A 25,858-nucleotide genomic window follows, 5' to 3' on the forward strand; every position below is an offset into this window, starting at 1 on the left:
GGCGTCAATTCCCGGAAGTCTTCTGTGCGGCGGCAACGGTGGCACTTGTGTTGGCGGTGGCGTTGGCAGCCGCACTGGCAGTTGTGTTGGCACTGGCACTGGCATCGGAGGCGTTCCAGCCGCCGCCCGTCGCCGCGATCAGCGACACGCTGGCCGCCAGCTGGCGGCCCAGCACCTGGGCGGCCGTGCGCTGGTTGGTGAGCGACAGCGTCTGCGCCGTCACCACGCTGAGGTAGGTGGCTGTTCCCGCGCGGTACTGGCTCAGCGCCAGGCGCTCGGCGAGCTGCGCGGCGCGCACCGCATCGGCCTGCAGGGCCGATTCGTTGTCGAGCACGCGCAGCGTGGACAGGTTGTCTTCCACCTGCTGGAAGCCGCCGAGCACGGTCTGCTTGTATTGCGCCACCGAGGCGTCGTAGGCGGCCACGGCCTGGTCGGTGTGCGCCTTGCGCAGGCCGCCGTCGAACACCGTCTGCGCCAGCGCCGCGCCCAGCGACCACACGCGGCTGGGCGTGTTGAACAGCGTGGCCAAGCTGGCCGCGCTGAAGCCGCCGCTGGCGCTGAGCACGATCTGCGGAAAGTACGCCGCCTTCTGCACGCCGATGTTGGCGTTGGCCGCCTGCACGCGGCGCTCGGCACCGGCAATGTCGGGGCGGCGTTCGAGCAGCTCCGACGGCAGCCTCGCGGGCGTCACCGGCAGCTGCACCCGCAGCGCGGCGGAGGAAGACAGCGTTTCGGCGGTCGGCGGCTGCGCGGGCGTTTCCAGCCGCGCCAGCGAGAACGACGCCGGCGCCTGCCCGGTGAGCACCGCGATGGCGTGTTCGAGCTGCGCGCGCTGGGCGTCGAGGTCGACCGCCTGCGCCTGCGCGGTCTTCAGCTGGCTTTCCGCCAGCGCCACGTCGGAGCGCAGCACGGTGCCGGCGGCGTACTGGTGCTGCGTGAGTTCCAGCGCCTTGGCATAGGCGGCGGTGGTGCTGGCGTACAGGTCGCGCTCCAGGTCGATCACGCGGATCTGCAGATAGTCTTGCGCGAGCGTGGTCTGGATGCTCAGGCGCGCGCCGGCAAGGTCGTCGGCGCTGGCCTGCGCGCTCGCGTTGTCGGCCTCGACCGAGCGGCGCACCGCGCCCCAGATGTCGGGCTCCCAGCTGGCGGCGAGGCCGAGCGTGTCGGTGGTGCCCAGCTTGACGGTGCCGGTGCTGTTGGTCTGCGCGCGGCTGGCGCCGGCATTCAGGCCGACGCTCGGAAAGAAGTTGGCGCGCGCCGCCGCGGTGATGGCCTGCGCCTGCCGGTACTGGGCCTCGGCGACGCGGATGTTCTGGTTGGCCGCGTTGGCCTGCACGATGAGCGCGCCGAGCGTGCTGTCGCCGTAGGCGTCCCACCAGGGGTGGCTCGCGTCGATGGTCTGCGGGGCGGCGGTCTTCCAGGGGCCGCCGGTTTCCTTGTAGGCGACCGGCACGTCCATCTGCGGGCGAACGTAGTCGGGGCCGACGGCGCAGCCTGCGAGCAGCAAGGCGGCCAGCGCGATGGCGGACGGCGCGAACGCCTGGCGCGATGGGGGTATGGCGGCGGATGAATCCATGATGAAGGCACTCTAGGTGCCGGCATCAAACCGCTCGCTGTCGGTTAACTGACAGTTCTGACAGTTTCCGTAGTTGCTCCCTGCCGAAGGGAGGAGCGGGGGCCCGTCCTGCTCCCTCCCCCGCTGGGGGAGGGCTGGGGTGGGGGCACGACGGCGCTCATTTGAATGCCGCGCCTGTTTCCAACGCTGCTTGCCCCCATCCCCGCCTTCCCCCAGAGGGGGAAGGAGCAAAACGGGTTCCTCCCCCAGCGGGGGAAGGAGAAATACCGCCGATCAGCGCGGCGCGTCGCCCTTGCGGTACTCGGCCGTCAGCTCGTCCAGCTTCTGCTTCAGCGCCGGCTCCAGCTTGTATTCAGCCGCAGCCAGGGTCGCATCCAGCTGCTCAGGCCGGCTCGCGCCCAGCAGCGGCGCGGTGATCAGCGGGTTCGCCATCACCCACGCCACCGCCAGCGTCGCCAGCGGCACGCCGGCTTCGTCCGCCAGCTTGTGCAACTGCGTCACGGTGTTGAAGCTGCGCTCGTTCCAGTACCGGTCCTGGTACATGTTGCCGGCGGTGCCCAGCGTGAAGCGGGTGTTTTCCTCGGGCTTGGCACCGGGCTTGTACTTGCCGGTGAGCAGGCCGCCGGCCAGCGGGTTGTAGGGAATCACGCCCAGCCCCTCTTCCCCCACCAGCGGCAGCAGTTCGCGCTCGATCTCGCGGAACAGCAGGCTGTAGCGCGGCTGCACCGACACATAGCGCGTGAGCTTGTGCAGCTCGGCCTTGCCCAGCGCGCGCGCCAGCCGGTAGGCCAGGAAGTTCGACACGCCGATGTAGCGCGCACGCCCCGACTTCACGATGATGTCCAGCGCCTCCAGGCTTTCTTCCAGCGGCGTCTCGCGGTCGTCGCTGTGCAGCTGGTACAGGTCGACGTGGTCGGTCTGCAGCCGCTTGAGCGAGGCGTCGATGGCGTCCAGCAGGTGCTTGCGCGAGGCGCCCTGGTCCCAGCTGTTGGGGCCGACCTTGCCGACCGCCTTGGTGGCGACGACGAAGCGGCGCCGCCCGGTGGGGCCCTGCTTCTGCAGCCAGCGGCCGATGATTTCCTCGGTGCGGCCCGTGGTTTCCACCGTGCCGCCCAGCGGGTACACGTCGGCAGTGTCGAGGAAGTTGATGCCGCCTTCGGCCGCCTTGTCCAGGATCTGGTGCGACACCGCCTCGTCGGTCTGCAGGCCGAAGGTCATGGTGCCGAGGGCAAGGCGCGACACGGTGAGGCCCGTGCGGCCGAGACGGGTGGTGGGAATGCTCATGGTGTTTCGCTCTCGGAAAGTGAGGAAAAAAGGGCGGCGGCCATCATAGACACGGCCGTCCAATCCTTCAGGCGCGCGCGGGTTTCAGGCACGATGAGACGCTTTCAAAACACTTTCATGCGCTCTCGACATGCACGCCCGGCGCGCCGCGCTCCACGCCGAAGCGCGCCATGGTGCGCACGGCCGAGCCGGCCTGCGTCTCGTCGTCCACCGCGCGGAACTCGACCGCGGCGGCGCCGGCATCGAGCGTCACCAGCGCATAGCCGCGCTTGTCGGCGCGGCCGTAGCGCAGGTGCGCGTTCTTCGCGAGCATGTTCGCCACGCTCTTGGCGCTCGGCCCCTCGGAGGTGATGGCGCCGCCGACGAACTCGGTCGCGATGGCGGTCCCGCGCTGGCCTTGCGGGTCCTGGGCATCCTGCGGGTCTTGCCGCAGGTCCGCCGCCCAGAACGCATGCACGTCGCCGCTGGCGACCAGCGCGCTGCCGCCGTTCGCCTTGTTCAACGCCAGCCCGTTCAGCAGGCGCGTGCGCGCCGCGGCGTAGCCGTCCCAGCCGTCCATCCAGTAGCCGTGCTCGGGCCCGCGCTTGCGGTCGGCCTCGGCCAGCAGCGTGGGCTGCGCGAGCACGGTCCAGCGCGCGGGCGGCGCCGCGAGCTCGCGCGCCAGCCATGCCTCCTGCGCCGCGCCGAACAGGCTGCGCCCCGGCGCGAAGCGGTCGGCGCAGTCGGCCAGCGGCGACGCGCTGCGGCCCGACAGGCACACGTGGTGCGAGCGGTACTGGCGCCCGTCGGTCAGCAGCAGGTCGACCATGCGGCCGAAGCGATGGCGCCCGTAGATGACGGCATCGGCACCGCGCGGGCGCATGCGCTCGGGCACCGGCATGTGCTCGTACCAGGCCTGGTAGGCGGCCGCGCGAATGGCGAGAAACTGCGCCGGGTCGGGCGTGCGCGGCGACATGTCGTTCGTGTAGTCGTTGGCCACCTCGTGGTCGTCCCAGGTCACCAGCCACGGAAACGCGGCGTGCGCGGCCTGCAGCTGCGGGTCGGTCTTGTACAGCGCGTAGCGGTCGCGAAAACCGGCCAGCTGCGTCGGAATGCCGCCCTGGTGCTGGCGCACGCGCTCCGCGCCGCGCGAGCTCTCGTAGATGTAGTCGCCCAGGTGCACGACGAAGTCCAGCGGCTGCTCGGCCATGTCGCGGTATGCGGCGTAGAAGCCCTGCTCGTAGTGCTGGCAGGAGGCGAAGGCGAAGCGCACCGGCCGCGTCGATTCGTCTGCATCGGCCGGCGCGGTGCGCGTGCGGCCGACGGGGCTGCGCGCACCGGCGGCGGTGAAGCGGTACCAGTACGGCCGGCCCGGCGCAAGGCCGCTCACCTCGACGTGCACGGAATGCGCCAGCGCCTCGGTCGCGGTGGCCGAGCCCTTGGCGACCACGCGGCCGAAGCGCTCGTCGTCGGCGACTTCCCATCGCACCTCGACCGGCGCATCGCCCATGCCGCCGCCCTGCAGCGGGTCGGGCGCGAGCCGCGTCCACAGCACGAAACCATCAGGCTGCGGCGTGCCCGAGGCCACGCCCAGCGTGAACAGCTCGCGCGACGACCCCTGCGCGTGCAGCCGCAAAAAAGGATGCCCCAGCGACGCGGCCGCCAGCCCGCCGCACAGCAGGCGCCGGCGCGAAATTCTTTCCATCTTCATTCTTCGCACGCGACGGTGCCCACATCAGATCGATGCGCCGCACTGTCGTTCGCTTCGCTCGCTCCTGTCAACCCGCGGGCTCAGGAGCGTGACTGCGGCGCCACCACCGTGACCCGCGCCGTCATGTACGGGTGCACCGAGCAGGCGTACTCGTACACGCCCGGCTTGTCGAAGCTGCGCGCGAAGGCCTTGCCCGGCAGCAGCAGGTCGATGCCGCCGGTGCCGTTCTTGAAGACGACGCCGTGCGGCGCGCCGTCGTCGTTCTGCCAGGTCAGCGTCTGGCCGACCTCGACGGTGACCTGCGCGGGCTCGAAGGCGAAGTTGCGAATGGCCACGTGGGCGGAGCCGGCGGCATGCGTGGCTTGCACGGCTTGCACAGCCTTCGCGCCCTGCGAAGCGGCCACGCGCTGCACCGCGATCTTGCGCGGCGCGTTGCCCACCGCCACCGTGTGCATCGGCCCGCCCGCCAGGTCGACCACGCTCACGTCGTTGGAGCCCTCGTTGCTCACCCACAGCTTCCTGCCGTCGGCCGACAGGTCGAGCCAGTGCGGCTGCTTGCCCACGCCGATGCTGCGCACCGACGCGCGCGCGACGGGGTCGAACAGCATCAGCTCCCCCGGCCCCTGCACCACCACCACGCCGCTCGCCATGCCGGCGAAGTGCTGCGCGATGTGCGGCGACACGCCGGTGGACACCGGGGCGCCCCACTGGTTGGTGGCCGCGTCCAGCACCTGCACTGCGGGCACGCCGGCCAGCGTGAGGTACAGCGACTTGCCGTCGGCGTCGAACTCCAGGTCGCGCGGCGGCTTGTCCAGCGGAATCTGCGTGACCACGGCGCGGGTGGCCATGTCGATGACGACCAGCGCGAAATGGCCGGGCTCCTGCGAGGCCACGTACGCCTGCCGCCCGTCGGGCCGGATGGCGATGGTGTGCGGCTTGGGCACCGCCACGCTGGCGCTCACGCCGTGCGCCGCGGTGTCGACGAAGGCCACGCGGTCGTCGCCATTGACGGCCACCAGCAGCCACTTGCCGTCCGCCGTCATGGCCAGGCCCTGCGGGCCCTTGCCCACGTCGATGCTGCGGGTGACGCTGTCGGTGGCGGTGTCGATCTCGCTCACTGCCGACGCGCTGGAGCCGCTGACGAACGCGCTGCGCCCGCCGGGCGCCAGCACGATGCCGTCGGGCCCCGCCGCCACGGGCACGGTGGCGACGACGCGCTCGGCGGCGGTGTCGATCACGCTGACGGTGTTGTCCTTGAAGTTGCCGACGTAGGCCTTGGGGCCGGCCGCCAGAGCGGGCGCGGCCGAAGCGGCCAATGCCGAGAGCACGACCAGTGTTCGGGCGAAGCGGGACATTGCGGGGTGGGCGAGCATGGTGAAAAACCTCCTGTTGAAAAGGGCGGGAGCACGCAGAATCCGAAAATTCCGTACAGGGCATGACGCACGACATGGCCTGCTTATTCCGTGCAGCGCAAAGAAAAAATTTCCTTCGCGCGGGAATAAACCGCCGGCCCGCTCCGTCATGCAGGAAGAAGGAGCCCTTGAGCCTGTTGACCACCGACCGCACACGCCAGTTCGAAGCCGCCGCGCTGCCGCACCTGGACGCGGCCTGGAACCTTGCGCGCTGGCTGCTGCGCGACGACCAGCTCGCCGAAGACGCGGTGCAGGAGGCGTACCTGCGCGCCTTTCGCTTCTTCGACGGGCTGCGCGGCGAAAGCGCGCGACCATGGCTGCTGGGCATCGTGCGCAACGCCTGCTTCGACTGGATGCGGCAGAACCGCCAGCTGGCCGACCAGGTCGAATTCGACGAGCTGCGCGACAGCGAAACGGCCATGGAAAACGCAGGCGCAGGCTCGGCTGTACCAGCCGCCGGCGGCGACCCGGCGCGGCAATGGGAACTGCGCGCGCAGGGCGAGCGCATCAACGCTGCCATCGACGCGCTACCGCCGGTGTACCGCGAGGTGGTGGTGCTGCGCGAGCTGGAAGAAATGCGCTACGAAGACATCGCGCGCATCGCGGGCGTGCCGCTGGGCACGGTGATGTCGCGGCTGTCGCGCGCGCGGGCGCTGCTGCGCGAGAGCCTGCGCGACGACCGCCCGGGCGGCCAGGGCAATCGCGGCGACCACGGCGATCACAGGGATGAGGGAGGAAGGACGCACCATGGCAATGTCTGACGACGAAATGGGCATGCTGATACGCCGGCAGGCTGCGCGGCATGCGCCGCCGGGCGGGCTGGCGCAGCGCATCGGGCGGGCTGTGCGGGCGGAGGCGGGGGCCATGCCTGCGGCACCGGTGCCGTTGCCTGCGACAGTGCCTGTGCCTGTGCCGGTTGCTTCGCCTGCGCCTGCAGCGGGCATGTCGCCGAAGCGTCGCGGCTGGTGGCACGGGCTGGCCTGGTTCGGCACGGGCGCGGCCACGGCCTGGGGGCTGGCGCTGTTGCTGCTCGCGGGGCCGCTGTCGCCGCTGGCGCCCTCTTCCGACGCACTCGCCGAGGCCGTCACCGGCAACCACGTGCGCTCGCTGATGGCCGCGCACCTGGCCGACGTGGCCTCCACCGACCAGCACACGGTCAAGCCGTGGTTCGCCGGCAAGCTGGACTTTTCACCGCCCGTGGTCGACCTGGCCGACGAAGGTTTTCCGCTCGCCGGTGGCCGGCTGGACTACCTCGACGGGCGCACCGTGGCGGCGCTGGTATACCGCGCGGGGCCGCACGTGATCAACCTGTTCGTGTGGCCCGCGGCCGAGGGCAAGGGTACGCGGGAGGACACGGGCAAGGCGATGGCGCCGGTGTTCTCCACGCGCCAGGGCTACCAGCTGGCGCACTGGACGCAGGGCGGCATGCAGGCGTGGGCCGTGTCGGACCTGAACGCGGCGGAGCTGCGCAACTTTGCGGCGCTGCTGCACGCGCGCACCGCGCCGCGCGCGCCCTGATCCTTGCATCCTTGCGAACGCCGAAGCGCGTCGGCAGGCGATCGGCAGGTGTTCAGCCGATGTTTCAGCAGGCTGCCGCGGCCGGCTGCCGTGCCGTGGCGCGCGCGCTGGCCACGGCCCAACCGAACACGCCGATGCCGGCCAGCGCCAGCAAGGCGCCGACCCAGCCGGTCGAAGTCCAGCCCAGCCCCGCGGCAATGGCCACGCCGCCGAGCCAGGCGCCCAGCGCGTTGGCCATGTTGAAGGCCGAGTGGTTGAGCGCGGCGGCCAGCGTCTGCGCGTCGCCGGCCACGTCCATCAGGCGGATCTGCAGCGCCGGGCCGATCGCCACCGTGGTGCCGATGAGGAACACGTTGAACGCCGCCGTGTACACGTTGTGCGCCGCGAAGGTGAACAGCGCGAGCACCACGGCCGCGTACACCAGCAGGCCGCCGATGGTGCGCATGAGCGACTTGTCGGCCAGGCGCGAGCCCACCAGGTTGCCCATGACCATGCCCAGGCCGAACAGCGCCAGCACCAGGGGCACGCCACCCAGCGGCATGCCGGCCACCTCGATCAGCGTGGGCTTGATGTAGCTGAACACCGAGAACATGCCGCCGAAGCCGATGGCGCCGATGCCCAGCGTGAACCACACCTGCTTGCGCTTGAGCGCGCCCAGCTCGCGCCACGGGCTGGCGCCGGCCGGCGGTGCCAGGTCGGGAATGTCACGGCGCAGCAGCACGATGGCCACCAGCGCGATGACACCCACGAACACGAAGGCCGCGCGCCAGCCGAACAGCTGGCCCAACCACGCCGCGATCGGCACGCCCACCAGCGTGGCGCCGGTGAGCCCCAGCATGACGAGCCCCACGGCCCGCGCCCGTTTCCCCGGCGGCGCGAGCGCCGCGGCCACCAGCGCGGCCACGCCGAAATAGGTGCCGTGCGGCAGGCCGGTGGCAAAGCGCAGCAGGTTGAGCAGCAGGTAGGTGGGCGCCGCGGCGCTGGCGAAGTTGCCGGCCGCGAACACGGCCATGAGCGCGATCAGCAGCGCACGCCGGCGCCAGCCCGCCGCCAGCACCGCGAGCACCGGCGCGCCAATGACCACGCCCAGCGCATAGGCGCTGATGACGTGGCCGGCCTCTGGAATGCTCACGCCGATGTCTTTCGCCACCTCGGGCAGCAGACCCATGATGACGAACTCGCCGGTGCCGATGGCAAAGCCGCCGACGCCGAGCGCGAGCACCGCGCGCAGGAAATTGACGGGTGCTGCAGACGAAGAAGAAGAAACGGAAATGTCGGTGTCCGCGCTGTCCAGCGCGGGTGGGGAGGCGTTCAAGGCCAGGCTCCTGGGAAGGTGCCCGGCGGCCGCGGGCAGAACCCGGATTTTAGGGTAAACCCTGAATTTGTGCCGATACGGAATTGCCGAGGCCCTGGTACCGGCACCGGCACCGGCCACCGGTTTGCCAGCGCGGGGCCGGCCCCGCTGACGCTCAGATCGCCACCAGCTGGCGCACGCCCTGCGCTTCCATGTCCTTGCCGAGGCCACGCGCAATCACTTCGCCGCGCTCCATCACCAGGTAGTCGTCGGCCAGCTCCTGGGCGAAGTCGTAGTACTGCTCGCACAGCACGATGGCCATGTCGCCACGGTCGGCCAGCATGCGAATAACGCGCCCGATGTCCTTGATGATGCTCGGCTGGATGCCTTCGGTCGGCTCGTCCAGGATCAGCAGGCGCGGCTTGGGTGCCAGCGCGCGCGCAATGGCGAGCTGCTGCTGCTGCCCGCCCGAGAGGTCGCCGCCGCGGCGGTTGATCATCTGCTTGAGCACGGGGAACAGTTCGTACAGCTCGGCCGGAACCGGCGTGCTGCCGCTCTTGTAGGCCAGGCCCATGCGCAGGTTTTCTTCGACGGTGAGCCTGGCGAAGATTTCACGGCCCTGCGGGACGAAGCCGATGCCGGCCCTGGCGCGGTCGTAGGGGGTCGACTTCTGGATCGGCTTGCCTTCCAGCTCGATGCTGCCGCTTTTGATGGGCACCAGGCCCATGAGCGACTTCAGCAACGTGGTCTTGCCCACGCCGTTGCGCCCGAGCAGCACGGTGACCTTGCCGAGCTTCGCCTCGAAGCTCACGTCCCTGAGGATGTGGGAGCCGCCGTAGTACTGGTGGATGTTCTTGACTGTCAGCATGTTCGTGCGCCCTTCGTCTGGCGTTGTTGAAAGCGCCCGGTATCCGGCGCGGCCGTGTCGTGTGCGCCGTCGGCCCTCACCCCTGCTCTCTCACGGAGGGAGAGGGAGCAATGCAGGCGCCGCGCCGTGGCGCTGCCTTGGTCAGCGACCAAGGTACACCTCGATCACGCGTTCATCGGCCTGCACTTCGTCCAGCGTGCCTTGCGCCAGCACCGAGCCGTCGCACAGCACGGTGACGATCTCGGAGATGGTGCGGATGAAGCTCATGTCGTGCTCCACCACCATCAGCGAATGCTTGCCCTTCAGCGTGAGGAACAGCTCCGCCGTGCGCGCCGTTTCCTCGTCGGTCATGCCGGCCACGGGCTCGTCGAGCAGCAGCAGCTTGGGGTCCTGCATCAGCAGCATGCCGATTTCCAGCCACTGCTTCTGGCCGTGGCTCAGGTTGCCCGCCAGGCGCGACACGCTGTCGGCCAGGTGGATGGTCTCCAGCACCTCGGCCAGCCGGTCGCTCTGCGCGGAGTCGAGCCTGAACAGCATCGACGCGCGCACGCCCTTGTTGGTCTTCAGGGCGAGCTCCAGGTTCTCGAACACCGTCAGGTGCTCGAACACGGTCGGCTTCTGGAACTTGCGGCCGATGCCCAGCTGCGCGATGTCGGCCTCGCGGTGGCGCAGCAGGTCGATGGTGCTGCCGAAGAACACGGTGCCCGAGTCGGGCCGCGTCTTGCCGGTGATGATGTCCATCATGGTCGTCTTGCCCGCGCCGTTCGGCCCGATGATGCAGCGCAGCTCGCCCGGCGCGATGTCCAGCGACAGCTTGTTGATGGCCTTGAAGCCGTCGAAGCTCACGCTCACGTCTTCCAGGTACAGGATGCGCCCGTGCGTCACGTCGACCTCGCCCGGCGTCACGTGGCGGCCGAAGTCGGCGCTGCGGCCACCCGACTCGGTCATGCTGCTCGCATACGGCAGGCCGTGCGCGCGCGCGTTGCGCTCGGCGCCGGCTTCCATCAGATCGGGCGTCATGCGCGCGCTCCCTTCGGTTCGGCGGCCAGCGGCGCGTGCAGCGACTCGGGCGCCATGCCTTGCTCGGCGGCGATGGCACGCTGCGCGGCCTCGCGGCCGTCGCTCACTGCTGGCGCGTCGGCCGCCGGCCCTCTCTTCTCCCTCGACATCCACTTGCGCACCAACCCCACGATGCCGTTCGGCAGGAACAGCGTGACAGCAATGAACAGGGCACCCAGGAAGTACAGCCAGTACTCCGGGTAGGCCACGGTGAGCCAGCTCTTGGCGCCGTTGACGATGAAGGCGCCGATGATGGGACCGATCAGCGTGGCGCGTCCGCCCACCGCCGCCCAGATGGCGATCTCGATGGAGTTGGCCGCGCTCATTTCGCCCGGGTTGATGATGCCCACCTGCGGCACGTACAGCGCGCCGGCCACGCCGCACATGACGGCCGAGATGACCCAGATCGTGAGCTTGTACGGCAGCGGGTTGTAGCCCGAGAACATCACGCGCGTTTCGGCGTCGCGAATGGCCTGCAGCACGCGGCCGAACTTGCTGCCGATGAGCCACTTGGCGAACAGGAAGAAGCCCAGCAGCGTGATGCCCGTGAGCGCGAACAGCGTCATGCGCATCTCCTGCGTGGCGATCGGAATGTTCAGGATGCGCTTGAAGTCGGTGAAGCCGTTGTTGCCGCCGAAGCCCGTCTCGTTGCGAAAGAACAGCAGCATGGCCGCGAAGGTCATGGCCTGCGTGATGATCGAGAAGTACACGCCCTTGATGCGCGAGCGGAACGCGAAGAAGCCGAACACGAAGGCGATGAGGCCGGGCACCGCCACGATCATCACCAGCGTCATGACGAAGCTGCCGCTGAAGGTCCAGTGCCAGGGCAGCTCCTTCCAGTCGAGGAACACCATGAAGTCGGGCAGGTCGCTCTTGTAGTTGCCGTCGCGCCCGATCTGCCGCATGAGGTACATGCCCATCATGTAGCCGCCCAGCGCGAAGAACAGGCCGTGGCCCAGCGACAGGATGCCGGTGTAGCCCCAGATCAGGTCCATGGCCAGCGCGCAGATGGCGTAGCACATGATCTTGCCGACCAGCGCCACCGCGTAGTCGCTCATGTGCAGCGGGCTGTCCGCCGGCACCCACATGTTGAGCATGGGCGCCACCGCGCACACCACGATGAGCGCGACGAAGAAGGCTGTCCAGCCCTTGCCGCTCAGCAGCGGCCCCTTGGTTGGCAATGTGACCTTGCTCATGCCTCTGCACTCCGGCCCTTCATCGCGAAGATGCCTTGCGGGCGCTTCTGGATGAAGATGATGATGAAAACGAGCACCGCGATCTTGGCGAGCACCGCGCCCGCCCAGCCTTCGATGAACTTGTTGAGAATGCCCAGCCCCAGCGCCGCGTACACGGTGCCCGCGAGCTGGCCCACGCCGCCCATCACGACCACCATGAAGCTGTCGACGATGTAGCTCTGGCCCAGGTCGGGGCCCACGTTGCCGATCTGGCTCAGCGCGCAGCCGGCCAGCCCGGCAATGCCCGAGCCCAGCGCGAAGGCGTAGGTGTCGATGCGCGCGGTGTTCACGCCCATGCACGATGCGATGGACCGGTTCTGCGTGACGCCGCGCACGAACAGCCCCAGCCGCGTGCGCCCGATGAGCCAGCCCATGGCCAGCAGCACCAGCACCGCGAACACGATGATGCCGATGCGGTTCCACGGCAGCGTGACGTTGCTCAGCATGGTGAAGCCGCCGCTCATCCAGCCGGGGTTTTCCACGCCCACGTTCTGCGCGCCGAACATGGTGCGCACCAGCTGCTGCAGCATCAGGCTGATGCCCCAGGTGGCCAGCAAGGTTTCCAGCGGCCGGCCGTACAGGAAGCGGATGACGCCGCGCTCCAGGATGGCGCCGACCAGCGCCGAGGCCAGGAACGACACCGGAATGGCGGCCACCAGGTACCAGCCGAACATGGCCTCCGGCAGGTACTTCTGGAAGACGCCCTGCATCACGTAGGTGGCGTAGGCGCCGATCATCATCAGCTCGCCGTGCGCCATGTTGATGACGCCCATCAGCCCGTAGGTGATGGCCAGGCCCAGCGCGGCCAGCAGCAGCACCGAGCCCAGGCTGATGCCGCTGAACACGGCGTTGATGCGGTCGCCCCACACCAGCGAGGCGTCGATGTTGGCAATGGAGGCGACGATGGCCGCCTTGACGTCGGCCTCGGTCTCGTCGGCGAAGCGCTGGTTGAGCAGCAGCTTGGTGTCGGGGTTGAGGTTGTTGCCCAGCTCCTTCGCGGCGGCGAGGCGCTTGGCCTTGTCGGCGCTGGTGAGCATGCCGGCGGCGCGCACGAGTTCGAGCTGCGCCTTGATCTTCGGGTTGGTCTCGGCGGCCAGCGCCTTCTCGACCATGGGAAGGCGCGACTCGTCGGGCTCTTTGAATAGCGCCTGCGCGGCTTCGGCGCGCACCGCGTCGTCCTTGCTCGTGAGCTTGAGGGCGGCCTGCGCGGCATCGAGCGCGCCGCGCATGAGGTTGTTGTTGACGACGTCTTCGGCGGTGTCGGGCACTTTCAGCTCGGCGCCGGTGACGGGGTCGAACCCCTTGTCGTCCTTCATCACGAAGACCTTGTCCTCGGTGAACTTGACCGCGTCGTCGGACATGGCCTGGATGAAGGCGGCGGTCTTCTCGTCGGCCGTGAGCACGGCCTTGTTGAGCGCGGCGATGCGGGCTTCGGACTCGCCGGAGGCGATGGCCCGGGCTTCGTCGGCGGTCAGCGCGTGGGCGGCCGATGCCATGAGGAGCATGGCGGCGAGTGCGCAGTGAAGGGTTCGTCGAAGCATGATGAGTTTCGTGTTGCCCCCTCTCCCCTGGGGGAGAGGGTTGGGGTGAGGGCCGGCGGCCTTCCAACAGACGCGGCCGCCAGATTGGCCGCCGCTGCCCTCACCCCCGCCCTCTCCCCGAGGGGAGAGGGAGCAAGGCCAGGGACTTGCCCGATGAGTTACATCGACTTGCCAGCCGGGTAATCAGGCTTCTTGTCGTTGCCTTCGATGTACGGGCTCCACGGCTTGGCCTTCACCGGGCCGGGCGTCTTCCACACCACGTTGAACTGGCCGTCGGCCTTGATCTCGCCGATGAACACGCTCTTGTGCAGGTGGTGGTTCTTCTCGTCCATCTTCGACACGATGCCCGAGGGCGCGGTGAAGGTCTGGCCGGCCATGGCGGCGATCACCTTGTCGGTGTCGGTCGACTTGGCCTTCTCCACGGCCTGCTTCCACATGTGGATGCCGATCCAGGTGGCTTCCATCGGGTCGTTGGTGAGCGGCTTGTCCATGTGGCCCGGGATCTTCTTGGCCTTGGCGTACTCGCTCCACTCCTTGATGAAGGCCGTGTTGGTCGGGTTCTTCAGGCTCATGAAGTAGTTCCAGGCGGCCAGGTGGCCCACCAGCGGCTTGGTGTCCACGCCGCGCAGTTCTTCCTCGCCCACCGAGAAGGCCACCACCGGCACGTCCTTGGCCTTCAGGCCGGCGTTGCCGAGCTCCTTGTAGAAGGGCACGTTGGAGTCCCCGTTGATGGTGGACACCACGGCCGTCTTGCCGCCGGCCGAGAACTTCTTGATGTCGGCGACGATGGTCTGGTAGTCGCTGTGGCCGAAGGGGGTGTACTTCTCGTCGATGTCGGTTTCCTTCACGCCCTTGCTCTTCAGGTAGGCGCGCAGGATCTTGTTGGTGGTGCGGGGGTACACGTAGTCGGTGCCCAGCAGCACCCAGCGCTTGGCGCCGCCGCCTTCCTTGCTCATGAGGTAGTCGACCGCCGGAATGGCTTGCTGGTTGGGCGCGGCGCCCGTGTAGAACACGTTCTTGGAGAGTTCTTCGCCCTCGTACTGCACCGGGTAGAACAGCAGGCCGTTCATTTCCTCGACCACCGGCAGCACCGACTTGCGCGACACCGAGGTCCAGCAGCCGAAGATCACCGAGACCTTGTCCTGGCCGAGCAGCTGCTTGGTCTTTTCAGCGAACAGGGGCCAGTTGGAGGCCGGGTCGACCACCACGGGCTCGAGCTGCTTGCCCAGCACGCCGCCCTTCTTGTTGATGTCGTCGATGGCCATCAGCACCGTGTCTTTCAGCACGGTTTCCGAGATGGCCATCGTGCCCGACAGCGAGTGCAGCACGCCGACCTTGATGGTGTCGGCAGCGAATGCCGGCACAGCAGAAATGCTGGCCAGCGCGACGGCGGCGGTGAGCGCCTTGAGTGTGAAACGACGTTGCATGTGGACTCCTGCTCCGGGGTGGTTTGAACGGGGTCGCCAGCGCTGTGCTGGCGTGGAGAGGAGTCTGCGGAATGCACCATGAAGGTGAAATACGCCGGGTGGCGTACACGGAGGTACTCAGCGGGAGTCAACCTTGCGCGGGGTACTTCTTCGCGTTGAGGAGCATCTTGCTTCTGGCCGCCTCGACGACGTCGATGCCGAGCTTGTCGGCGAGCTGCAGCAGGTAGAGCAGCACGTCGGCGATCTCGGTGCCGATCTCGGCGCGCTTGTCCGCCGGCAGCGAGCGGCTCTGCGCCTCGGTCAGCCACTGGAAGTGCTCGAGCAATTCGGCCGCCTCGACCGACAACGCGGCGGCGAGGTTCTTGGGGGAATGGAACTGCTCCCAGTCGCGGGCCTGGGCGAAGTCGCGCAGGGCTTGGGTCAGAAGTTTCAGATCGGAGTCCATGGCGCACCTGTAATCGGGCGGCGAGTGTGGCATGGGCTCCCTGAAGAAGCCCAATCTGGGCTTGTACAAGCCCAGATTGGGTACGTCGTCACGAGGGCGCTGGCGTTGCCCGGCTTCCACGCCGGTGCAGCACCGCCACCAGCAGCGCCGACACCACCAGGTACAGCAACGCCACGCCGAACGCCCCGGAGTAACTGGCCGCATCCGCCCCCTGTCCCAGCCGCCCGTAGAAAAGAATCCCGATCAGCGCCACCCCCAGCGCGTTGCTCGCCTGCTGCACCATCGACAGCACGCCCGACGCCACGCCCGCGTGCTGCGGCGGCAGGCCGGCCAGCACGGTCGCCACCAGCGGCGCCATCACCATGCCCAGGCCGGCGCCCTGCACCAGCAGCAGCGGCACCATCCACGCGACCACATGCGCCGCATGCGTGTGCCCCGGCCAGCCGGCCACGTTGGCGAACTGCAGTGCATGCCCCGTCGCGAGCACCAGCGCGCCGAGCGCGATGGGCGGCTTGCCGCCGAAGCGCCGCGCCAGCCGCGCGGCGGCCATCGACGTGGCGAAGAACCCGACCGCCAGCGAAGTGAAGACCGCCCCCGAGGCCAACGGGCCCAGCGCCAGCCCCTGCTGCAGGTACAGCGCCAGCACGAAGTAGAGCGAGGCGTTGCCCACGTAGAAGGCCAGCGTGGTGAACAACCCGGCGACGAAGCGGCCGTCGGCCAGCAGCACCGGCGCGACCAGCGGCGAACCGCCGCGTGCGGCCAGGCGACGCTGCTGCAGCGCGAAGGCGCCGAGCAAGGGCAGCGCCGCGGCCAGGCACACCCAGCTCCACGGCGGCCAGCCCTGCTCGCGCCCTTCGACCAGCGGCAGCACCACGGCCACCGAGCCCGCGGCCACCAGCAGCATGCCGACGAGGTCGAGCCCGCTCCGCCCCTGGCCGCCGTTCGCCAGCGGCGGCATCACGCGCGGTGCCAGCACCAGCGCCAGCAGGCCGATGGGCACGTTGATGAGAAAGCAGCTGCGCCAGCCGAGCCCGGCAAGGTCCGCATGGATCAGCACGCCGCCCACCAGCTGCCCCAGCGTGGCGCCCAGCCCGAGCGTGAGCCCGTAGGCCGCGAAGGCGCGTGCCCGGTCTTCGCCGGTGTACGCCAAGCCGATCATCGCCAGCACCTGCGGTTGCAGCAGCGCGCCGGCCAGGCCCTGCAGCACGCGCGCCGCCACCAGCAGCTCGGCATTCGGCGCGAAGCCGCAGGCGGCCGATGCCAGCGTGAACAGCAGCAGGCCCAGCATGAACATGCGGCGGCGGCCGAACAGGTCGCCCAGCCGGCCACCTGTGACCAGGCCCGCCGCCGTGGCGAGGCCGTAGCCCGCCACCACCAGCTGCAAGGTCGCGGCGCCGGCGTGCAGCTCGTGCTGCATCGAGGGCAGCGCGACGTTGACGATGAAGAAGTCCAGCACCACCAGGAAGGTGCCGCTGAGCATCACCCACAGGGCGAGGCGGCCCGGCACGGCCGCGCGGGCCGTAGAAGGAAGCGAGGCTGCCGGGGCAGCGAAGTGCGACTGCGTCATGGTGGGCTCCAGTGTTGGGAGGAAGGCGCATGGCGGCAATGACCTTGGAGGTCATCGCCGGGAGGTCATCGATCTGCGGCTGGTTCCATGTCGACCAGCGCGCGGCGTGCCCCCTGCTCAACCTGCTGACGGTGCCGCTGCACGTGAAGATGGAGAGGCCCGCGCCCTCGCGCTGCAGGGCACGCTGCAGCTGCTGGCGATGGAAACCGGCCAGCCCGGCCTGGGCTCCAGCCTGCTGGTGAGCCGGCTGGCGGACATCGTTTTCGTGCAGGCGGTGCGCGCGCATGTCGCGGCCCACGGCGAATCGCAGACGGGCTGGCTCGCGGCGCTGGGCGACGCGCGCATCGGCCCCGCCCTGCGCGCGATGCGCAAGGACATCGCCCGCAACTGGACGGTGGCGTCGCTGGGGGCGGCCGCGAGCCTGTCGCGCTCGGCCTTCGCGCAGCGCTTTCGGAAGCGCGTGGGGCAGGCGCCCTTCGAATACCTGACGCAATGGCGCATGTTCAAGGCCGGCAACATGCTCGGCCAGGGCAACGCCGCGGTGGGCACGATTGCCGAGGCGGTCGGCTACGACTCGGAGGCGGCATTCAGCAAGGCTTTCAAGCGCGAAAAGGGCATGGCGCCGGGCGCGTGGCGGGCCGCGGCGCGCGACGTGGTCGCGGCATGACAGCGCGACGCTGCTAGACCGTCTTCTGCGTCGCCTTGAACTGCGCCAGCGCGAAAGCCCACGCCATGCGCGTGGCATCGGGCCCGGTCGGGTCGCTGAACATCAGCGCCGAGGCGCCGCCGCTCCACGAATGCCCGAGCCCCGCGATCTCGCACAGCGTGACCACGGTGCGGCCCTTGCGCTTGAAGTCGGTCACCTGCATGGCGCGGCGCTTGCCGCGCTGCATGTTGCGCGGCATGCCGGGCCGCGCGCCCAGGGCCGTGGCCCACACCGCAGCACTGCTCACGGCATTGCTCGGTGCCACCACGGCGTCGGCATCGCCGTGCAGCACCAGCATCGGCGGCAAGGTGGCGAAGACGGCCGCGGCGCCCATGGCCTTGCCGACGGCGGTGGTGGGCATGGGCGGCACGTTCTTGCCGCGCATGGCGCCCAGCGCCGTGGCCGACGACTTGGCCGCGCCGGGCGCCACGCCCGAATGCATGACGACGGCGCGAAAGCGGTTGGCATAGCGCGTGGCCAGCAGCGCCGCCATGCTGGCGCCGGCCGAGAGCCCGGCGACGGCCACGCGCTCGCGGTCCGCGGGGTAGAGCATGCAGGCCTGGTCGACCGCGGCCATCAGCGTGGCTGCCTCGGCGTCGGCCTTGCCCGAGCGGCGCTCGTACCAGTTCCAGCAGCCTTGCGGGTGGGCGAGGCGGTCTTGTTCGGGGTAGAGCACCAGGAAACGGTGGCGCACGGCCAGCGCGTTCATGCGCGTGCTGGCCGCGAAGTCGCGCCCGGTCTGGCCGCAGCCGTGCAGCATGACCATCAGCGGCAGCTTCTCGCCGGGCGCGAGCTGCAGGTCGGCCGGGCGAAACAGGTGGTAGCCCCGCGCCCCGCCCGCGCCCACGGCCATGCCGCTGAGCCAGTCGCCCTTGCCGGGCGGTGGCTTCAGCCGCTTGGCGGCGGCGCGCTGCACCTGGCCCGCGATGCGCTTGCTGTTGCTCAGCGTGACCTTGGTCAGCGCACGCAGGTTGCGCCGGTACGCGCGGGCGAAGACGGAGGCGGTGGAGCGGCGGGCCATGGCGCAGTGTGAAGGCAAAGCGCCGGGCGGCCTAGCTGTCCGCCAGGAACCTGCCCGGCGGCCGTCCCCGCCCCGGCCCCGGCCCCGGCCCCGGCGTGCTTCAGTAGATTTCCGGCACGATCATGTTGGCCGGCACCGGCTGGCGCAGGTAGTCGGCGTGGCGCACGCGCTCGGGCAGCTCGACCGTCGGGTGCGGCACTTCGTTGTAGGGCAGCTGGCCCAGCAGGTGGCTGATGCAGTTCAGGCGCGCCTTCTTCTTGTCGACGGCCTGCACCACCCACCACGGCGCCTCGGGAATGTGGGTGCGCTCGAGCATGATTTCCTTCGCCTTGGTGTATTCCTCCCAGCGGCGGCGGCTTTCCAGGTCCATCGGGCTGAGCTTCCACTGCTTCAGAGGGTCGTGGATGCGGCCGAGAAAGCGCATGTGCTGCTCGTCGTCGGTGATGGAAAACCAGTACTTGATGAGCTTGATGCCCGAGCGAACCAGCATCTTCTCGAACTCGGGCACGGTGCGAAAGAACTCCTCGTACTCGTCGTCCGAGCAGAAGCCCATCACGCGCTCCACGCCGGCGCGGTTGTACCAGCTGCGGTCGAACAGCACCATTTCGCCGGCGGCGGGCAGGTGGGCGGCATAGCGCTGGAAGTACCACTGCGTGCGTTCGCGGTCGTTGGGCGCGGGCAGCGCGGCCACGCGGGCCACGCGCGGGTTCAGCCGCTGGGTGATGCGCTTGATGACGCCGCCCTTGCCCGCGGCGTCGCGGCCTTCGAAAAGAATGACCACCTTCTGCTTGCTGTGCTGCACCCAGTCCTGCAGCTTCACCAGCTCGCCCTGCAGGCGGAACAGTTCCTTGAAGTAGGCCTGGCGCGCGGCCTTGTCGGCACTGCTGCTGGCAATGCTGGCGGCAGGGTCGAGCGCGTCGATGTTGCGGTCCTCGATCTCGAGCTCGAGCTCTTCGTCGTAGCTGTCGATCAGGTCGCGGGCGATGCGTTGCATCAGTTCTTCGTGGTCCGGGAGGGCGCTGTTCAGCATGATGGAAGCTCGAATGGGAAGGCGAAGGAAAAAGCATGCTGCGCCGCCTGTATGACCGCTGCGTGACGGACGAACGCTCTTTTACAGGTCCCGACACAAAGTTGTCATATACCCGGAACACCATCCGCGGCATACCAACAGCTTAAAAAACCGCCGCCATGAACACCCTCGCCGCCCCCAAAGCCGAGATGCCACCGGCGCCCGGCGCCGCGCACCGGCCCAAGCTCGATGCCAAGCCCGGTCCGCTCACGCTGATCACCTTCGTGGGGTTGCTGGCCGCCGGCCTGCTCTTCACGGCCTGGAGCCTGGTGGGCGACGTGACGTCCTCGGGCGCGCCGGTGACCACCTGGGTGCCGTACATCCTGCTGGGCGTGGCGCTGCTGATTGCGCTGGGGTTCGAGTTCGTCAACGGCTTCCATGACACGGCCAACGCGGTGGCCACGGTGATCTACACGCACTCGCTGCCGCCCAACTTCGCGGTGGTGTGGTCGGGCTTCTTCAACTTCCTGGGCGTGCTGGTGTCCAGCGGGGCGGTGGCCTTCGGCATCATCGCGCTGCTGCCGGTGGAGCTCATATTGCAGGTGGGCTCGGGCGCGGGCTTCGCGATGGTGTTCGCGCTGCTCATCGCCGCCATCATCTGGAACCTGGGCACGTGGTGGCTGGGGCTGCCGGCGTCGTCGTCGCACACGCTGATCGGCTCGATCATCGGCGTGGGCGTGGCCAATGCACTGATGCACGGGCGCGACGGCACCAGCGGTGTCGACTGGGCGCAGGCCACCAAGGTGGGCTACTCGCTGCTGCTGTCGCCGCTGGTGGGCTTCGGCTGCGCGGCGCTGCTGCTGCTGGCGCTGCGCGCCTTCGTGAAGAACCGCGCGCTGTACGAAGAACCCAAGGGCAGCGCGCCGCCGCCGTGGTGGATTCGCGGCCTGCTCATCCTGACCTGCACGGGCGTGTCGTTCGCGCACGGCTCCAACGACGGCCAGAAGGGCATGGGGCTGATCATGCTGATCCTGGTGGGCACGGTGCCCATGGCCTATGCGCTGAACCGCGCGATGCCGGCCGACGAAACCATCAAGTTCGTGGCCGTGGCCGAGATGGCGCAGACCGCGCTCAACCGCAGCGTGCCGACCTCGCTGCCGGCGCTGCAGCCCGCCGCCGCGCGCGACGCGCTGTCGACCTATGTGCGCACCCGCGAGTTCGCCCCCACGGTGGTGCCGGCGCTGGCCATTACCGCCGGCAGCATCGGCGAGCAGGTGCGCAAGCACGGCTCGCTGGCCGCCGTGCCGGCCGAGGCCGTGGCCAACGTTCGCAACGACATGTATTTGGCCTCGGAAGCGATTCGCCACCTCGACAAGAGCGGCGCCGCCAAGTTCGACGCCGACACCAAAATGCGCGTGAACGCCTTCCGCGAAGAGCTCGACAGCGCCACGCGCTTCATTCCGCTGTGGGTGAAGGTGGCGGTGGCCATCGCGCTGGGCCTGGGCACCATGATCGGCTGGAAGCGCATCGTGGTCACGGTGGGCGAGAAGATCGGCAAGACGCACCTGAGCTACGCCCAGGGCGCCTCGGCCGAGGTGGTGGCCATGATCACCATCGGCGCGGCCGACATGTACGGGCTGCCGGTGTCCACCACGCACGTGCTGTCTTCCGGCGTGGCGGGCACCATGACGGCCAGCGGCTCGGGCCTGCAGATGTCCACGCTGCGCAACCTGGCGCTGGCCTGGGTGCTGACGCTGCCGGTGGCGATGCTGCTGTCGGGTTCGCTGTACTGGCTGTTCACGCGGGTCTTCTGATCACGCCGCCTGATTCGCGTTTTTCGATCCGCTCCTTTTCCTGACCACGCACCTTGTCGGCATTTCATGACCTCGCCGCCCAGTCCTACGGCGGCGACGAAGCCGGGCTGATCTCCGGCTACCTGTTCGACGCCTCGGCGCCCGAGCCCGCGCGGGCCATCGACTCGGCGCAGGCCGCGGCGTGGCTGGCCGAGGAGCGCGAGCGCGAATGCAGCGAGCGCGATCCGGCCTACGTCTGGCTGCACTTCAACCTGAGCCACGCGCACGCGGAGCGCTGGCTGCTGCGGCACGCGAACCTGTCGGACACCTTCTACGAGACGCTGCACGAAGGCCTGCCCTCCACGCGCATCGAGCGCGCGGACGACTCGCTGATTGCCGTCATCAACGACGTGCACTTCGAGTTCAGCTTCGAGCCCTCGGACATCTCCACGTTGTGGATCAGCGTGGGCCCGCGCCTGGTGGTCACGGCGCGCACCAAGCCGCTGCGCTCGGTGGATGCGCTGCGCACGGCGGTAAAGGCCGGCGACGCGCCGCGCTCGAGCACCGAACTGCTCGAGCACCTGCTGCGCGCGCAGGCCGACGTGCTGGTGAAGATCGTGCGCGGCGTGACCTCGCGCATCGACCGCATCGAAGACGAACTGCTGGCCGGCCGGCTGGACCACAAGCGCGCGCGCCTGGGCGTGCTGCGCCGGCTGCTGGTGCGGCTGCAGCGGCTGCTGGCGCCCGAGCCGGCCGCCCTCTTCCGCCTGCTGCAGGGGCCGCCGGCCTGGATGTCGGAGCCCGACGCGCAAGAGCTGCGCGGCTCGACCGAGGAGTTCTCGGTGGTGCTGCGCGACATGCAGGCGCTGCAGGAGCGCATCAAGCTGCTGCAGGAAGAAATTGCCGCCAACGTGAACGAGGACAACAACCGCAGCCTGTTCGTGCTGACGGTGGTCACGGTGCTGGCGCTGCCGATCAACATCCTGGCGGGCCTGTTCGGCATGAACGTGGGCGGCATTCCGCTGGCCGACCACAAGCACGGCTTCTGGATCGTGGTGGCCATCGTGGCCAGCTTCACCGCGGTGGCGGCCTGGGCGGCTTTTCGCAAGAAGCGCTGAGCCGCGTCCAGCGGTGCGGTAATGCTATTTATTTAGTAGCGCATTGCATAGCATCCACGCGCCCGCACCGATGTTCCAGACCCCATAGAATGCAGGGGTGTCCTCCATTCTCAACGCCGATCTTCACTGCCACTCCGTGGTCTCCGACGGCACATTGACGCCCGAAGAACTGGCCGCGCGCGCGGCCTCCAACGGCGTGGAGCTCTGGGCCCTCACCGACCACGACGAAATAGGCGGCCAGCACCGCGCCGCGGCGGCAGCGCGTGCAAACGGCATGCGCTACCTCACGGGCACCGAGATTTCGGTGACCTTCGCCAACGAAACGGTGCACATCGTCGGCCTGGGCTTCGACCCCGACGACGCCGCCATGTCGCAGGGCCTGTACGACACGCGCGGCGGCCGCGGCAAGCGCGCGCAGGAAATGTCCGAGGGGCTGGCCAAGGTCGGCATCCAGGGCGCATACGAAGGCGCGCTGAAGTTCGTGGGCAACCCCGAGCTCATCTCGCGCACGCACTTCGCGCGCTTCCTGGTCGAGCAGGGCCACTGCCGCGACACGCCCGAGGTGTTCCGCAAGTTCCTCACCGAAGGCAAGCCCGGCTACGTGCCGCACCGCTGGGCCACGCTGAAGGACGCGGTGCACTGGATCACCGCCGCCAAGGGCATGGCCGTGATCGCTCACCCGGGCCGCTACAAGTTCACGGCCAACGAGGAGTACGCGCTGTTCCTCGAGTTCAAGGCGCACGGCGGCCAGGCCATCGAGGTGGTCACCGGCAGCCACACGCCGGCCGAGTTCGTCGAGTACGCCGACAAGGCGCTCGAGTTCGACTTCGCCGCCTCGCGCGGCAGCGATTTCCACAGCCCCGACGAAAGCCACTGCGACCTGGGCAAGTTGCCGCCGTTGCCCGGCGCGCTCACTCCCGTGTGGGAACTGCTCGGCGACCGCATCCAGCAGTGAGCCAGAGCCCGCGGCCCGGCACCGACAGCGCGGCGACCGTTGCGCTGGCCAATGCACGCGCCGCCCAGCAGGCCAGCCGCAGCAGGGAGTCCGAACGCATCCTCGCGGGCATCGGCCTGGTGGTGCTGGCGGTCGGCTGCTTCGCCACGCTGGACACCGCCACCAAGTTCTCCACGCTGGGCGTGCCCATCCTCATGGGCGTGTGGTTTCGCTATGCCTTCCAGGCGGTGGCCACCACGCTGGTGCTGCTGCCGCTGCACGGCGTGGGGTTGCTGCGCACGCGCCATCCGCGCTACCAGGTGCTGCGCGGGGCGCTGCTGCTGGCCTCGAGCGTGTTCGCGTTCTTCAGCCTGCGCTACATGCCGCTGGCGGAGTTCACGTCCATCGTGCTGATCGCGCCGCTGGTGATCACGCTGCTGGCCGCCACCACGCTCAAGGAGCATGTGTCGCCGCTGCGCTGGGCGCTGGTGGCCGGGGGCTTCGCGGGCACGCTGGTCATCCTGCGCCCGGGCGGCAGCGCGTTCAGCTGGGCCATCCTGCTGCCGCTGGGGCTGGTGCTGACGAACGCGTGGTTCCAGGTGCTCACCAGCAAGCTGGCGCAGACCGAGAACCCCCTGACCATGCACTTCTACACGGGCTGGGTCGGCACGCTGATCGCGTCGGTGGCGCTGCCCTTCGCATGGAGCGCCCTGCCCTCGTGGGAATGGTGGGCGCTGCTGTGCCTCATGGGGTTCATGGGCACGGTGGGGCACTTCATGCTCATCCTGGCCTACCAGCGCGCGCCGGCCTCCACGCTCACCCCTTATCTTTATGCGCAGATCGCGTTCGCGATGCTCGGCGGCTGGCTCATCTTTTCGCATGTGCCCGACCGCTTCTCGCTCATCGGCATGGCGATGATCGCGGTCTGCGGCGCCGCCGGCGCATGGCTCACGGTGCGCGAGCGCCGCGTGCCCATCGAACCCGCCGAATCCTGACCAGGAGAATCCAGACATGGCCCAGTACTTCGAAGTCCACCCCGAGAACCCGCAGCAGCGCCTGCTGAAGCAGGCCGTTGCGCTGCTGGAGCGTGGCGAGATCGTGGCCGTGCCCACCGACTCCAGCTACGCGCTGGCCTGCCACCTCGACGACAAGGACGCGGTCGACCAGCTGCGCCGCATCCGCCAGGTCGACGACAAGCACCACCTCACGCTGCTGTGCCGCGACCTGAGCGAGCTGGCCAACTACGCGCGCGTGGACAACAAGCAGTACCGGCTGCTGAAGGCGGCCACGCCGGGCCCGTACACCTTCCTGCTCGAAGCCACCAAGGAAGTGCCGCGCCGCGTGAGCCACCCGCAGCGCAAGACCATCGGCCTGCGCGTGCCCGACCACAAGGTGCTGCTGGAGCTGCTGGCGCTGCACGGCGCGCCGCTCCTGGCCACCACGCTGATCCCGCCCGGCGAGACCGAGGCGCTGAACGACGCGCAGACCATCCGCGAGCGCTTCGAGAAGCAGATCGGCGCGGTCATCGACGCCGGCGCCTGCGCGTCCGAGCCCACCACCGTGGTCGACCTGACGCCCATGGGCACGGGCGACGACCCGGTCGTGGTGCGCCAGGGACGCGGCGCATTGGCCGTGCTGGGCCTGTGAATTCGGGCTGTTTTGCACGTTCCGTCTGACACAATCGCCCGGTGGATATTTCCAATCTGATACAGACCGTACTGATCTACGCACTGCCGGTGATCTTCGCAATCACCGTGCACGAGGCGGCTCATGGCTATGTGGCGCGCCATTTCGGCGACAACACGGCCGAGGTCATGGGACGCGTCACCCTCAACCCGATGAAGCACATCGACCCCATCGGGACCATCCTGATGCCGTTGATGCTGTACTTCGCCACCTCGGGCGCCTTCCTGTTCGGCTATGCCAAGCCGGTGCCCGTGAACTTCGGGCGGTTGCGCCATCCGAAGCGCGACATGATCTGGGTGGCGCTGGCCGGGCCGGTGTCCAATTTCATCCAGGCCATTCTGTGGGCGCTGGTGCTGGTGGCCCTGGTGGCTTCCGGCGTCAATGAAACCTTTTTCATCAAGATGGCGCAAGGCGGCATCCTGGTCAACCTCGTGATGTGGGCCTTCAATCTGTTTCCGCTGCCGCCGCTGGACGGTGGCCGCGTGCTGGCGGGCCTGCTGCCCAACGGCCCCGCGCAACAGTTCCTGGCGCGCATCGAGCCCTACGGCTTCTTCATCGTGATGGGCCTCGTCATTGCCGGCGTGGTCAGCAACTACTGGCTGCGCCCGCTGATGGACGTGGGCTACTACGTCATCAACCTGCTCATCACCCCGCTCAAGGCATTGCTGCTCTAAG

Annotated in this window: 23 protein-coding genes; 9 read left to right on the forward strand and 14 right to left on the reverse strand. The window is 69.0% G+C overall.

Annotated elements, in window-relative coordinates; translation table 11 throughout:
* Positions 1-4: 4 nt before the first annotated feature.
* The 4 genes from AB6807_RS21925 to AB6807_RS21940 form a co-directional block, all read right to left on the reverse strand.
* Entirely contained in the window at positions 5-1,576 is a 1,572-nt protein-coding gene (locus AB6807_RS21925) for an efflux transporter outer membrane subunit (RefSeq protein ID WP_371086234.1), read from the reverse strand.
* A 273-nt stretch (positions 1,577-1,849) separates the two neighbouring features.
* Entirely contained in the window at positions 1,850-2,860 is a 1,011-nt protein-coding gene (locus tag AB6807_RS21930; RefSeq protein ID WP_116911033.1) for an aldo/keto reductase, read from the reverse strand.
* A 115-nt stretch (positions 2,861-2,975) separates the two neighbouring features.
* Positions 2,976-4,544 carry an alkaline phosphatase gene (locus AB6807_RS21935; RefSeq protein WP_371086235.1) on the reverse strand — a complete coding sequence of 523 codons (1,569 nt, stop codon included), beginning with the start codon at positions 4,542-4,544 and terminating at the stop codon, positions 2,976-2,978.
* Positions 4,545-4,630: 86 nt separating this feature from the next.
* Entirely contained in the window at positions 4,631-5,923 is a 1,293-nt protein-coding gene (locus tag AB6807_RS21940; RefSeq protein WP_371086236.1) for a plastocyanin/azurin family copper-binding protein, read from the reverse strand.
* Between the two features lie 167 nt (positions 5,924-6,090).
* Here AB6807_RS21940 and AB6807_RS21945 point away from each other — a divergent pair, with 167 nt between their 5' ends.
* Positions 6,091-6,723 carry a sigma-70 family RNA polymerase sigma factor gene (locus tag AB6807_RS21945; protein ID WP_371086237.1) on the forward strand — a complete coding sequence of 211 codons (633 nt, stop codon included), beginning with the start codon at positions 6,091-6,093 and terminating at the stop codon, positions 6,721-6,723.
* A complete protein-coding gene (locus AB6807_RS21950; RefSeq protein WP_371086238.1) occupies positions 6,710-7,480 on the forward strand; it encodes an anti-sigma factor in 771 nt (256 codons plus the stop codon). Before AB6807_RS21945 ends, AB6807_RS21950 begins: the two co-directional genes overlap by 14 nt.
* Positions 7,481-7,544: 64 nt before the next feature.
* Here AB6807_RS21950 and AB6807_RS21955 read toward each other — a convergent pair whose 3' ends face one another.
* The 8 genes from AB6807_RS21955 to AB6807_RS21990 all read right to left on the reverse strand — a co-directional run bounded on the left by AB6807_RS21955 (position 7,545) and on the right by AB6807_RS21990 (position 16,916).
* Positions 7,545-8,795 carry an MFS transporter gene (locus AB6807_RS21955; RefSeq protein ID WP_116911029.1) on the reverse strand — a complete coding sequence of 417 codons (1,251 nt, stop codon included), beginning with the start codon at positions 8,793-8,795 and terminating at the stop codon, positions 7,545-7,547.
* Positions 8,796-8,949: 154 nt separating this feature from the next.
* The gene (gene urtE / locus AB6807_RS21960) at positions 8,950-9,642 is read right to left on the reverse strand and encodes an urea ABC transporter ATP-binding subunit UrtE (RefSeq protein ID WP_371086239.1); all 693 of its coding nucleotides are present in this window, start codon (positions 9,640-9,642) and stop codon (positions 8,950-8,952) included.
* 141 nt (positions 9,643-9,783) lie between these two features.
* Positions 9,784-10,662, reverse strand: coding sequence for an urea ABC transporter ATP-binding protein UrtD (gene urtD / locus AB6807_RS21965; protein WP_116911027.1), 879 nt, complete (start codon positions 10,660-10,662; stop codon positions 9,784-9,786).
* Positions 10,659-11,897: an urea ABC transporter permease subunit UrtC gene (gene urtC, locus AB6807_RS21970; protein WP_371086240.1), complete on the reverse strand. Its 1,239-nt coding sequence runs from the start codon at positions 11,895-11,897 to the stop codon at positions 10,659-10,661. The genes urtD and urtC overlap by 4 nt, the downstream gene beginning before the upstream one ends.
* Positions 11,894-13,441: an urea ABC transporter permease subunit UrtB gene (urtB, locus tag AB6807_RS21975; protein ID WP_371086241.1), complete on the reverse strand. Its 1,548-nt coding sequence runs from the start codon at positions 13,439-13,441 to the stop codon at positions 11,894-11,896. Before urtB ends, urtC begins: the two co-directional genes overlap by 4 nt.
* Positions 13,442-13,635: 194 nt before the next feature.
* On the reverse strand, positions 13,636-14,904 hold the full coding sequence (urtA, locus tag AB6807_RS21980) for an urea ABC transporter substrate-binding protein (protein WP_116911024.1): 1,269 nt from the start codon (positions 14,902-14,904) through the stop codon (positions 13,636-13,638).
* 127 nt (positions 14,905-15,031) lie between these two features.
* A complete protein-coding gene (locus AB6807_RS21985) occupies positions 15,032-15,349 on the reverse strand; it encodes a nucleotide pyrophosphohydrolase (protein ID WP_116911023.1) in 318 nt (105 codons plus the stop codon).
* An 88-nt stretch (positions 15,350-15,437) separates the two neighbouring features.
* Positions 15,438-16,916 (reverse strand): MFS transporter, encoded by a 1,479-nt coding sequence (locus AB6807_RS21990; RefSeq protein ID WP_371086242.1) that lies wholly within the window; start codon positions 16,914-16,916, stop codon positions 15,438-15,440.
* Between the two features lie 106 nt (positions 16,917-17,022).
* Here AB6807_RS21990 and AB6807_RS21995 point away from each other — a divergent pair, with 106 nt between their 5' ends.
* Complete coding sequence (locus tag AB6807_RS21995) at positions 17,023-17,583, forward strand: AraC family transcriptional regulator (protein ID WP_371086243.1); 561 nt, start codon at positions 17,023-17,025, stop codon at positions 17,581-17,583.
* A 13-nt stretch (positions 17,584-17,596) separates the two neighbouring features.
* On the opposite strand, the gene AB6807_RS22000 is transcribed toward AB6807_RS21995, so the two are convergent.
* On the reverse strand, positions 17,597-18,643 hold the full coding sequence (locus AB6807_RS22000) for a PHB depolymerase family esterase (RefSeq protein WP_371086244.1): 1,047 nt from the start codon (positions 18,641-18,643) through the stop codon (positions 17,597-17,599).
* A gap of 100 nt (positions 18,644-18,743) precedes the next feature.
* The gene (gene ppk2 / locus AB6807_RS22005) at positions 18,744-19,673 is read right to left on the reverse strand and encodes a polyphosphate kinase 2 (RefSeq protein ID WP_207786743.1); all 930 of its coding nucleotides are present in this window, start codon (positions 19,671-19,673) and stop codon (positions 18,744-18,746) included.
* Positions 19,674-19,831: 158 nt separating this feature from the next.
* On the opposite strand from ppk2, the gene AB6807_RS22010 reads away from it, so the two are divergent.
* From AB6807_RS22010 to AB6807_RS22035, 6 genes are all read left to right on the forward strand, one after another.
* Positions 19,832-21,466, forward strand: coding sequence for an inorganic phosphate transporter (locus AB6807_RS22010; RefSeq protein ID WP_116911019.1), 1,635 nt, complete (start codon positions 19,832-19,834; stop codon positions 21,464-21,466).
* A 53-nt stretch (positions 21,467-21,519) separates the two neighbouring features.
* Positions 21,520-22,563 (forward strand): transporter, encoded by a 1,044-nt coding sequence (locus AB6807_RS22015; protein ID WP_116911018.1) that lies wholly within the window; start codon positions 21,520-21,522, stop codon positions 22,561-22,563.
* 97 nt (positions 22,564-22,660) lie between these two features.
* Positions 22,661-23,518 carry a 3',5'-nucleoside bisphosphate phosphatase gene (locus tag AB6807_RS22020; RefSeq protein ID WP_116911017.1) on the forward strand — a complete coding sequence of 286 codons (858 nt, stop codon included), beginning with the start codon at positions 22,661-22,663 and terminating at the stop codon, positions 23,516-23,518.
* Positions 23,515-24,492 carry a DMT family transporter gene (locus tag AB6807_RS22025; protein ID WP_116911016.1) on the forward strand — a complete coding sequence of 326 codons (978 nt, stop codon included), beginning with the start codon at positions 23,515-23,517 and terminating at the stop codon, positions 24,490-24,492. Before AB6807_RS22020 ends, AB6807_RS22025 begins: the two co-directional genes overlap by 4 nt.
* A 16-nt stretch (positions 24,493-24,508) precedes the next feature.
* The gene (locus AB6807_RS22030) at positions 24,509-25,144 is read left to right on the forward strand and encodes an L-threonylcarbamoyladenylate synthase (protein WP_371086245.1); all 636 of its coding nucleotides are present in this window, start codon (positions 24,509-24,511) and stop codon (positions 25,142-25,144) included.
* A gap of 41 nt (positions 25,145-25,185) precedes the next feature.
* The gene (locus AB6807_RS22035; RefSeq protein ID WP_116911014.1) at positions 25,186-25,857 is read left to right on the forward strand and encodes a site-2 protease family protein; all 672 of its coding nucleotides are present in this window, start codon (positions 25,186-25,188) and stop codon (positions 25,855-25,857) included.
* The last annotated feature ends 1 nt before the right edge of the window (position 25,858 follow it).

It is taken from the genome of Variovorax sp. RCC_210, from assembly GCF_041355175.1.
Lineage (GTDB): Bacteria > Pseudomonadota > Gammaproteobacteria > Burkholderiales > Burkholderiaceae_C > Variovorax.

Bases quoted from the DNA above. Each gene is read 5' to 3' on its own strand.
- AB6807_RS21925 (WP_371086234.1), bottom strand. From the start codon at position 1,576: ATGGATTCATCCGCCGCCATACCCCCATCGCGCCAGGCGTTCGCGCCG.
- AB6807_RS21930 (WP_116911033.1), bottom strand. From the start codon at position 2,860: ATGAGCATTCCCACCACCCGTCTCGGCCGCACGGGCCTCACCGTGTCG.
- AB6807_RS21935 (WP_371086235.1), bottom strand. From the start codon at position 4,544: ATGGAAAGAATTTCGCGCCGGCGCCTGCTGTGCGGCGGGCTGGCGGCC.
- AB6807_RS21940 (WP_371086236.1), bottom strand. From the start codon at position 5,923: ATGCTCGCCCACCCCGCAATGTCCCGCTTCGCCCGAACACTGGTCGTG.
- AB6807_RS21950 (WP_371086238.1), top strand. From the start codon at position 6,710: ATGGCAATGTCTGACGACGAAATGGGCATGCTGATACGCCGGCAGGCT.
- urtE (WP_371086239.1), bottom strand. From the start codon at position 9,642: ATGCTGACAGTCAAGAACATCCACCAGTACTACGGCGGCTCCCACATC.
- urtD (WP_116911027.1), bottom strand. From the start codon at position 10,662: ATGACGCCCGATCTGATGGAAGCCGGCGCCGAGCGCAACGCGCGCGCG.
- urtC (WP_371086240.1), bottom strand. From the start codon at position 11,897: ATGAGCAAGGTCACATTGCCAACCAAGGGGCCGCTGCTGAGCGGCAAG.
- urtB (WP_371086241.1), bottom strand. From the start codon at position 13,441: ATGCTCCTCATGGCATCGGCCGCCCACGCGCTGACCGCCGACGAAGCC.
- urtA (WP_116911024.1), bottom strand. From the start codon at position 14,904: ATGCAACGTCGTTTCACACTCAAGGCGCTCACCGCCGCCGTCGCGCTG.
- AB6807_RS21985 (WP_116911023.1), bottom strand. From the start codon at position 15,349: ATGGACTCCGATCTGAAACTTCTGACCCAAGCCCTGCGCGACTTCGCC.
- AB6807_RS21990 (WP_371086242.1), bottom strand. From the start codon at position 16,916: ATGACGCAGTCGCACTTCGCTGCCCCGGCAGCCTCGCTTCCTTCTACG.
- AB6807_RS22000 (WP_371086244.1), bottom strand. From the start codon at position 18,643: ATGGCCCGCCGCTCCACCGCCTCCGTCTTCGCCCGCGCGTACCGGCGC.
- ppk2 (WP_207786743.1), bottom strand. From the start codon at position 19,673: ATGCTGAACAGCGCCCTCCCGGACCACGAAGAACTGATGCAACGCATC.
- AB6807_RS22010 (WP_116911019.1), top strand. From the start codon at position 19,832: ATGAACACCCTCGCCGCCCCCAAAGCCGAGATGCCACCGGCGCCCGGC.
- AB6807_RS22030 (WP_371086245.1), top strand. From the start codon at position 24,509: ATGGCCCAGTACTTCGAAGTCCACCCCGAGAACCCGCAGCAGCGCCTG.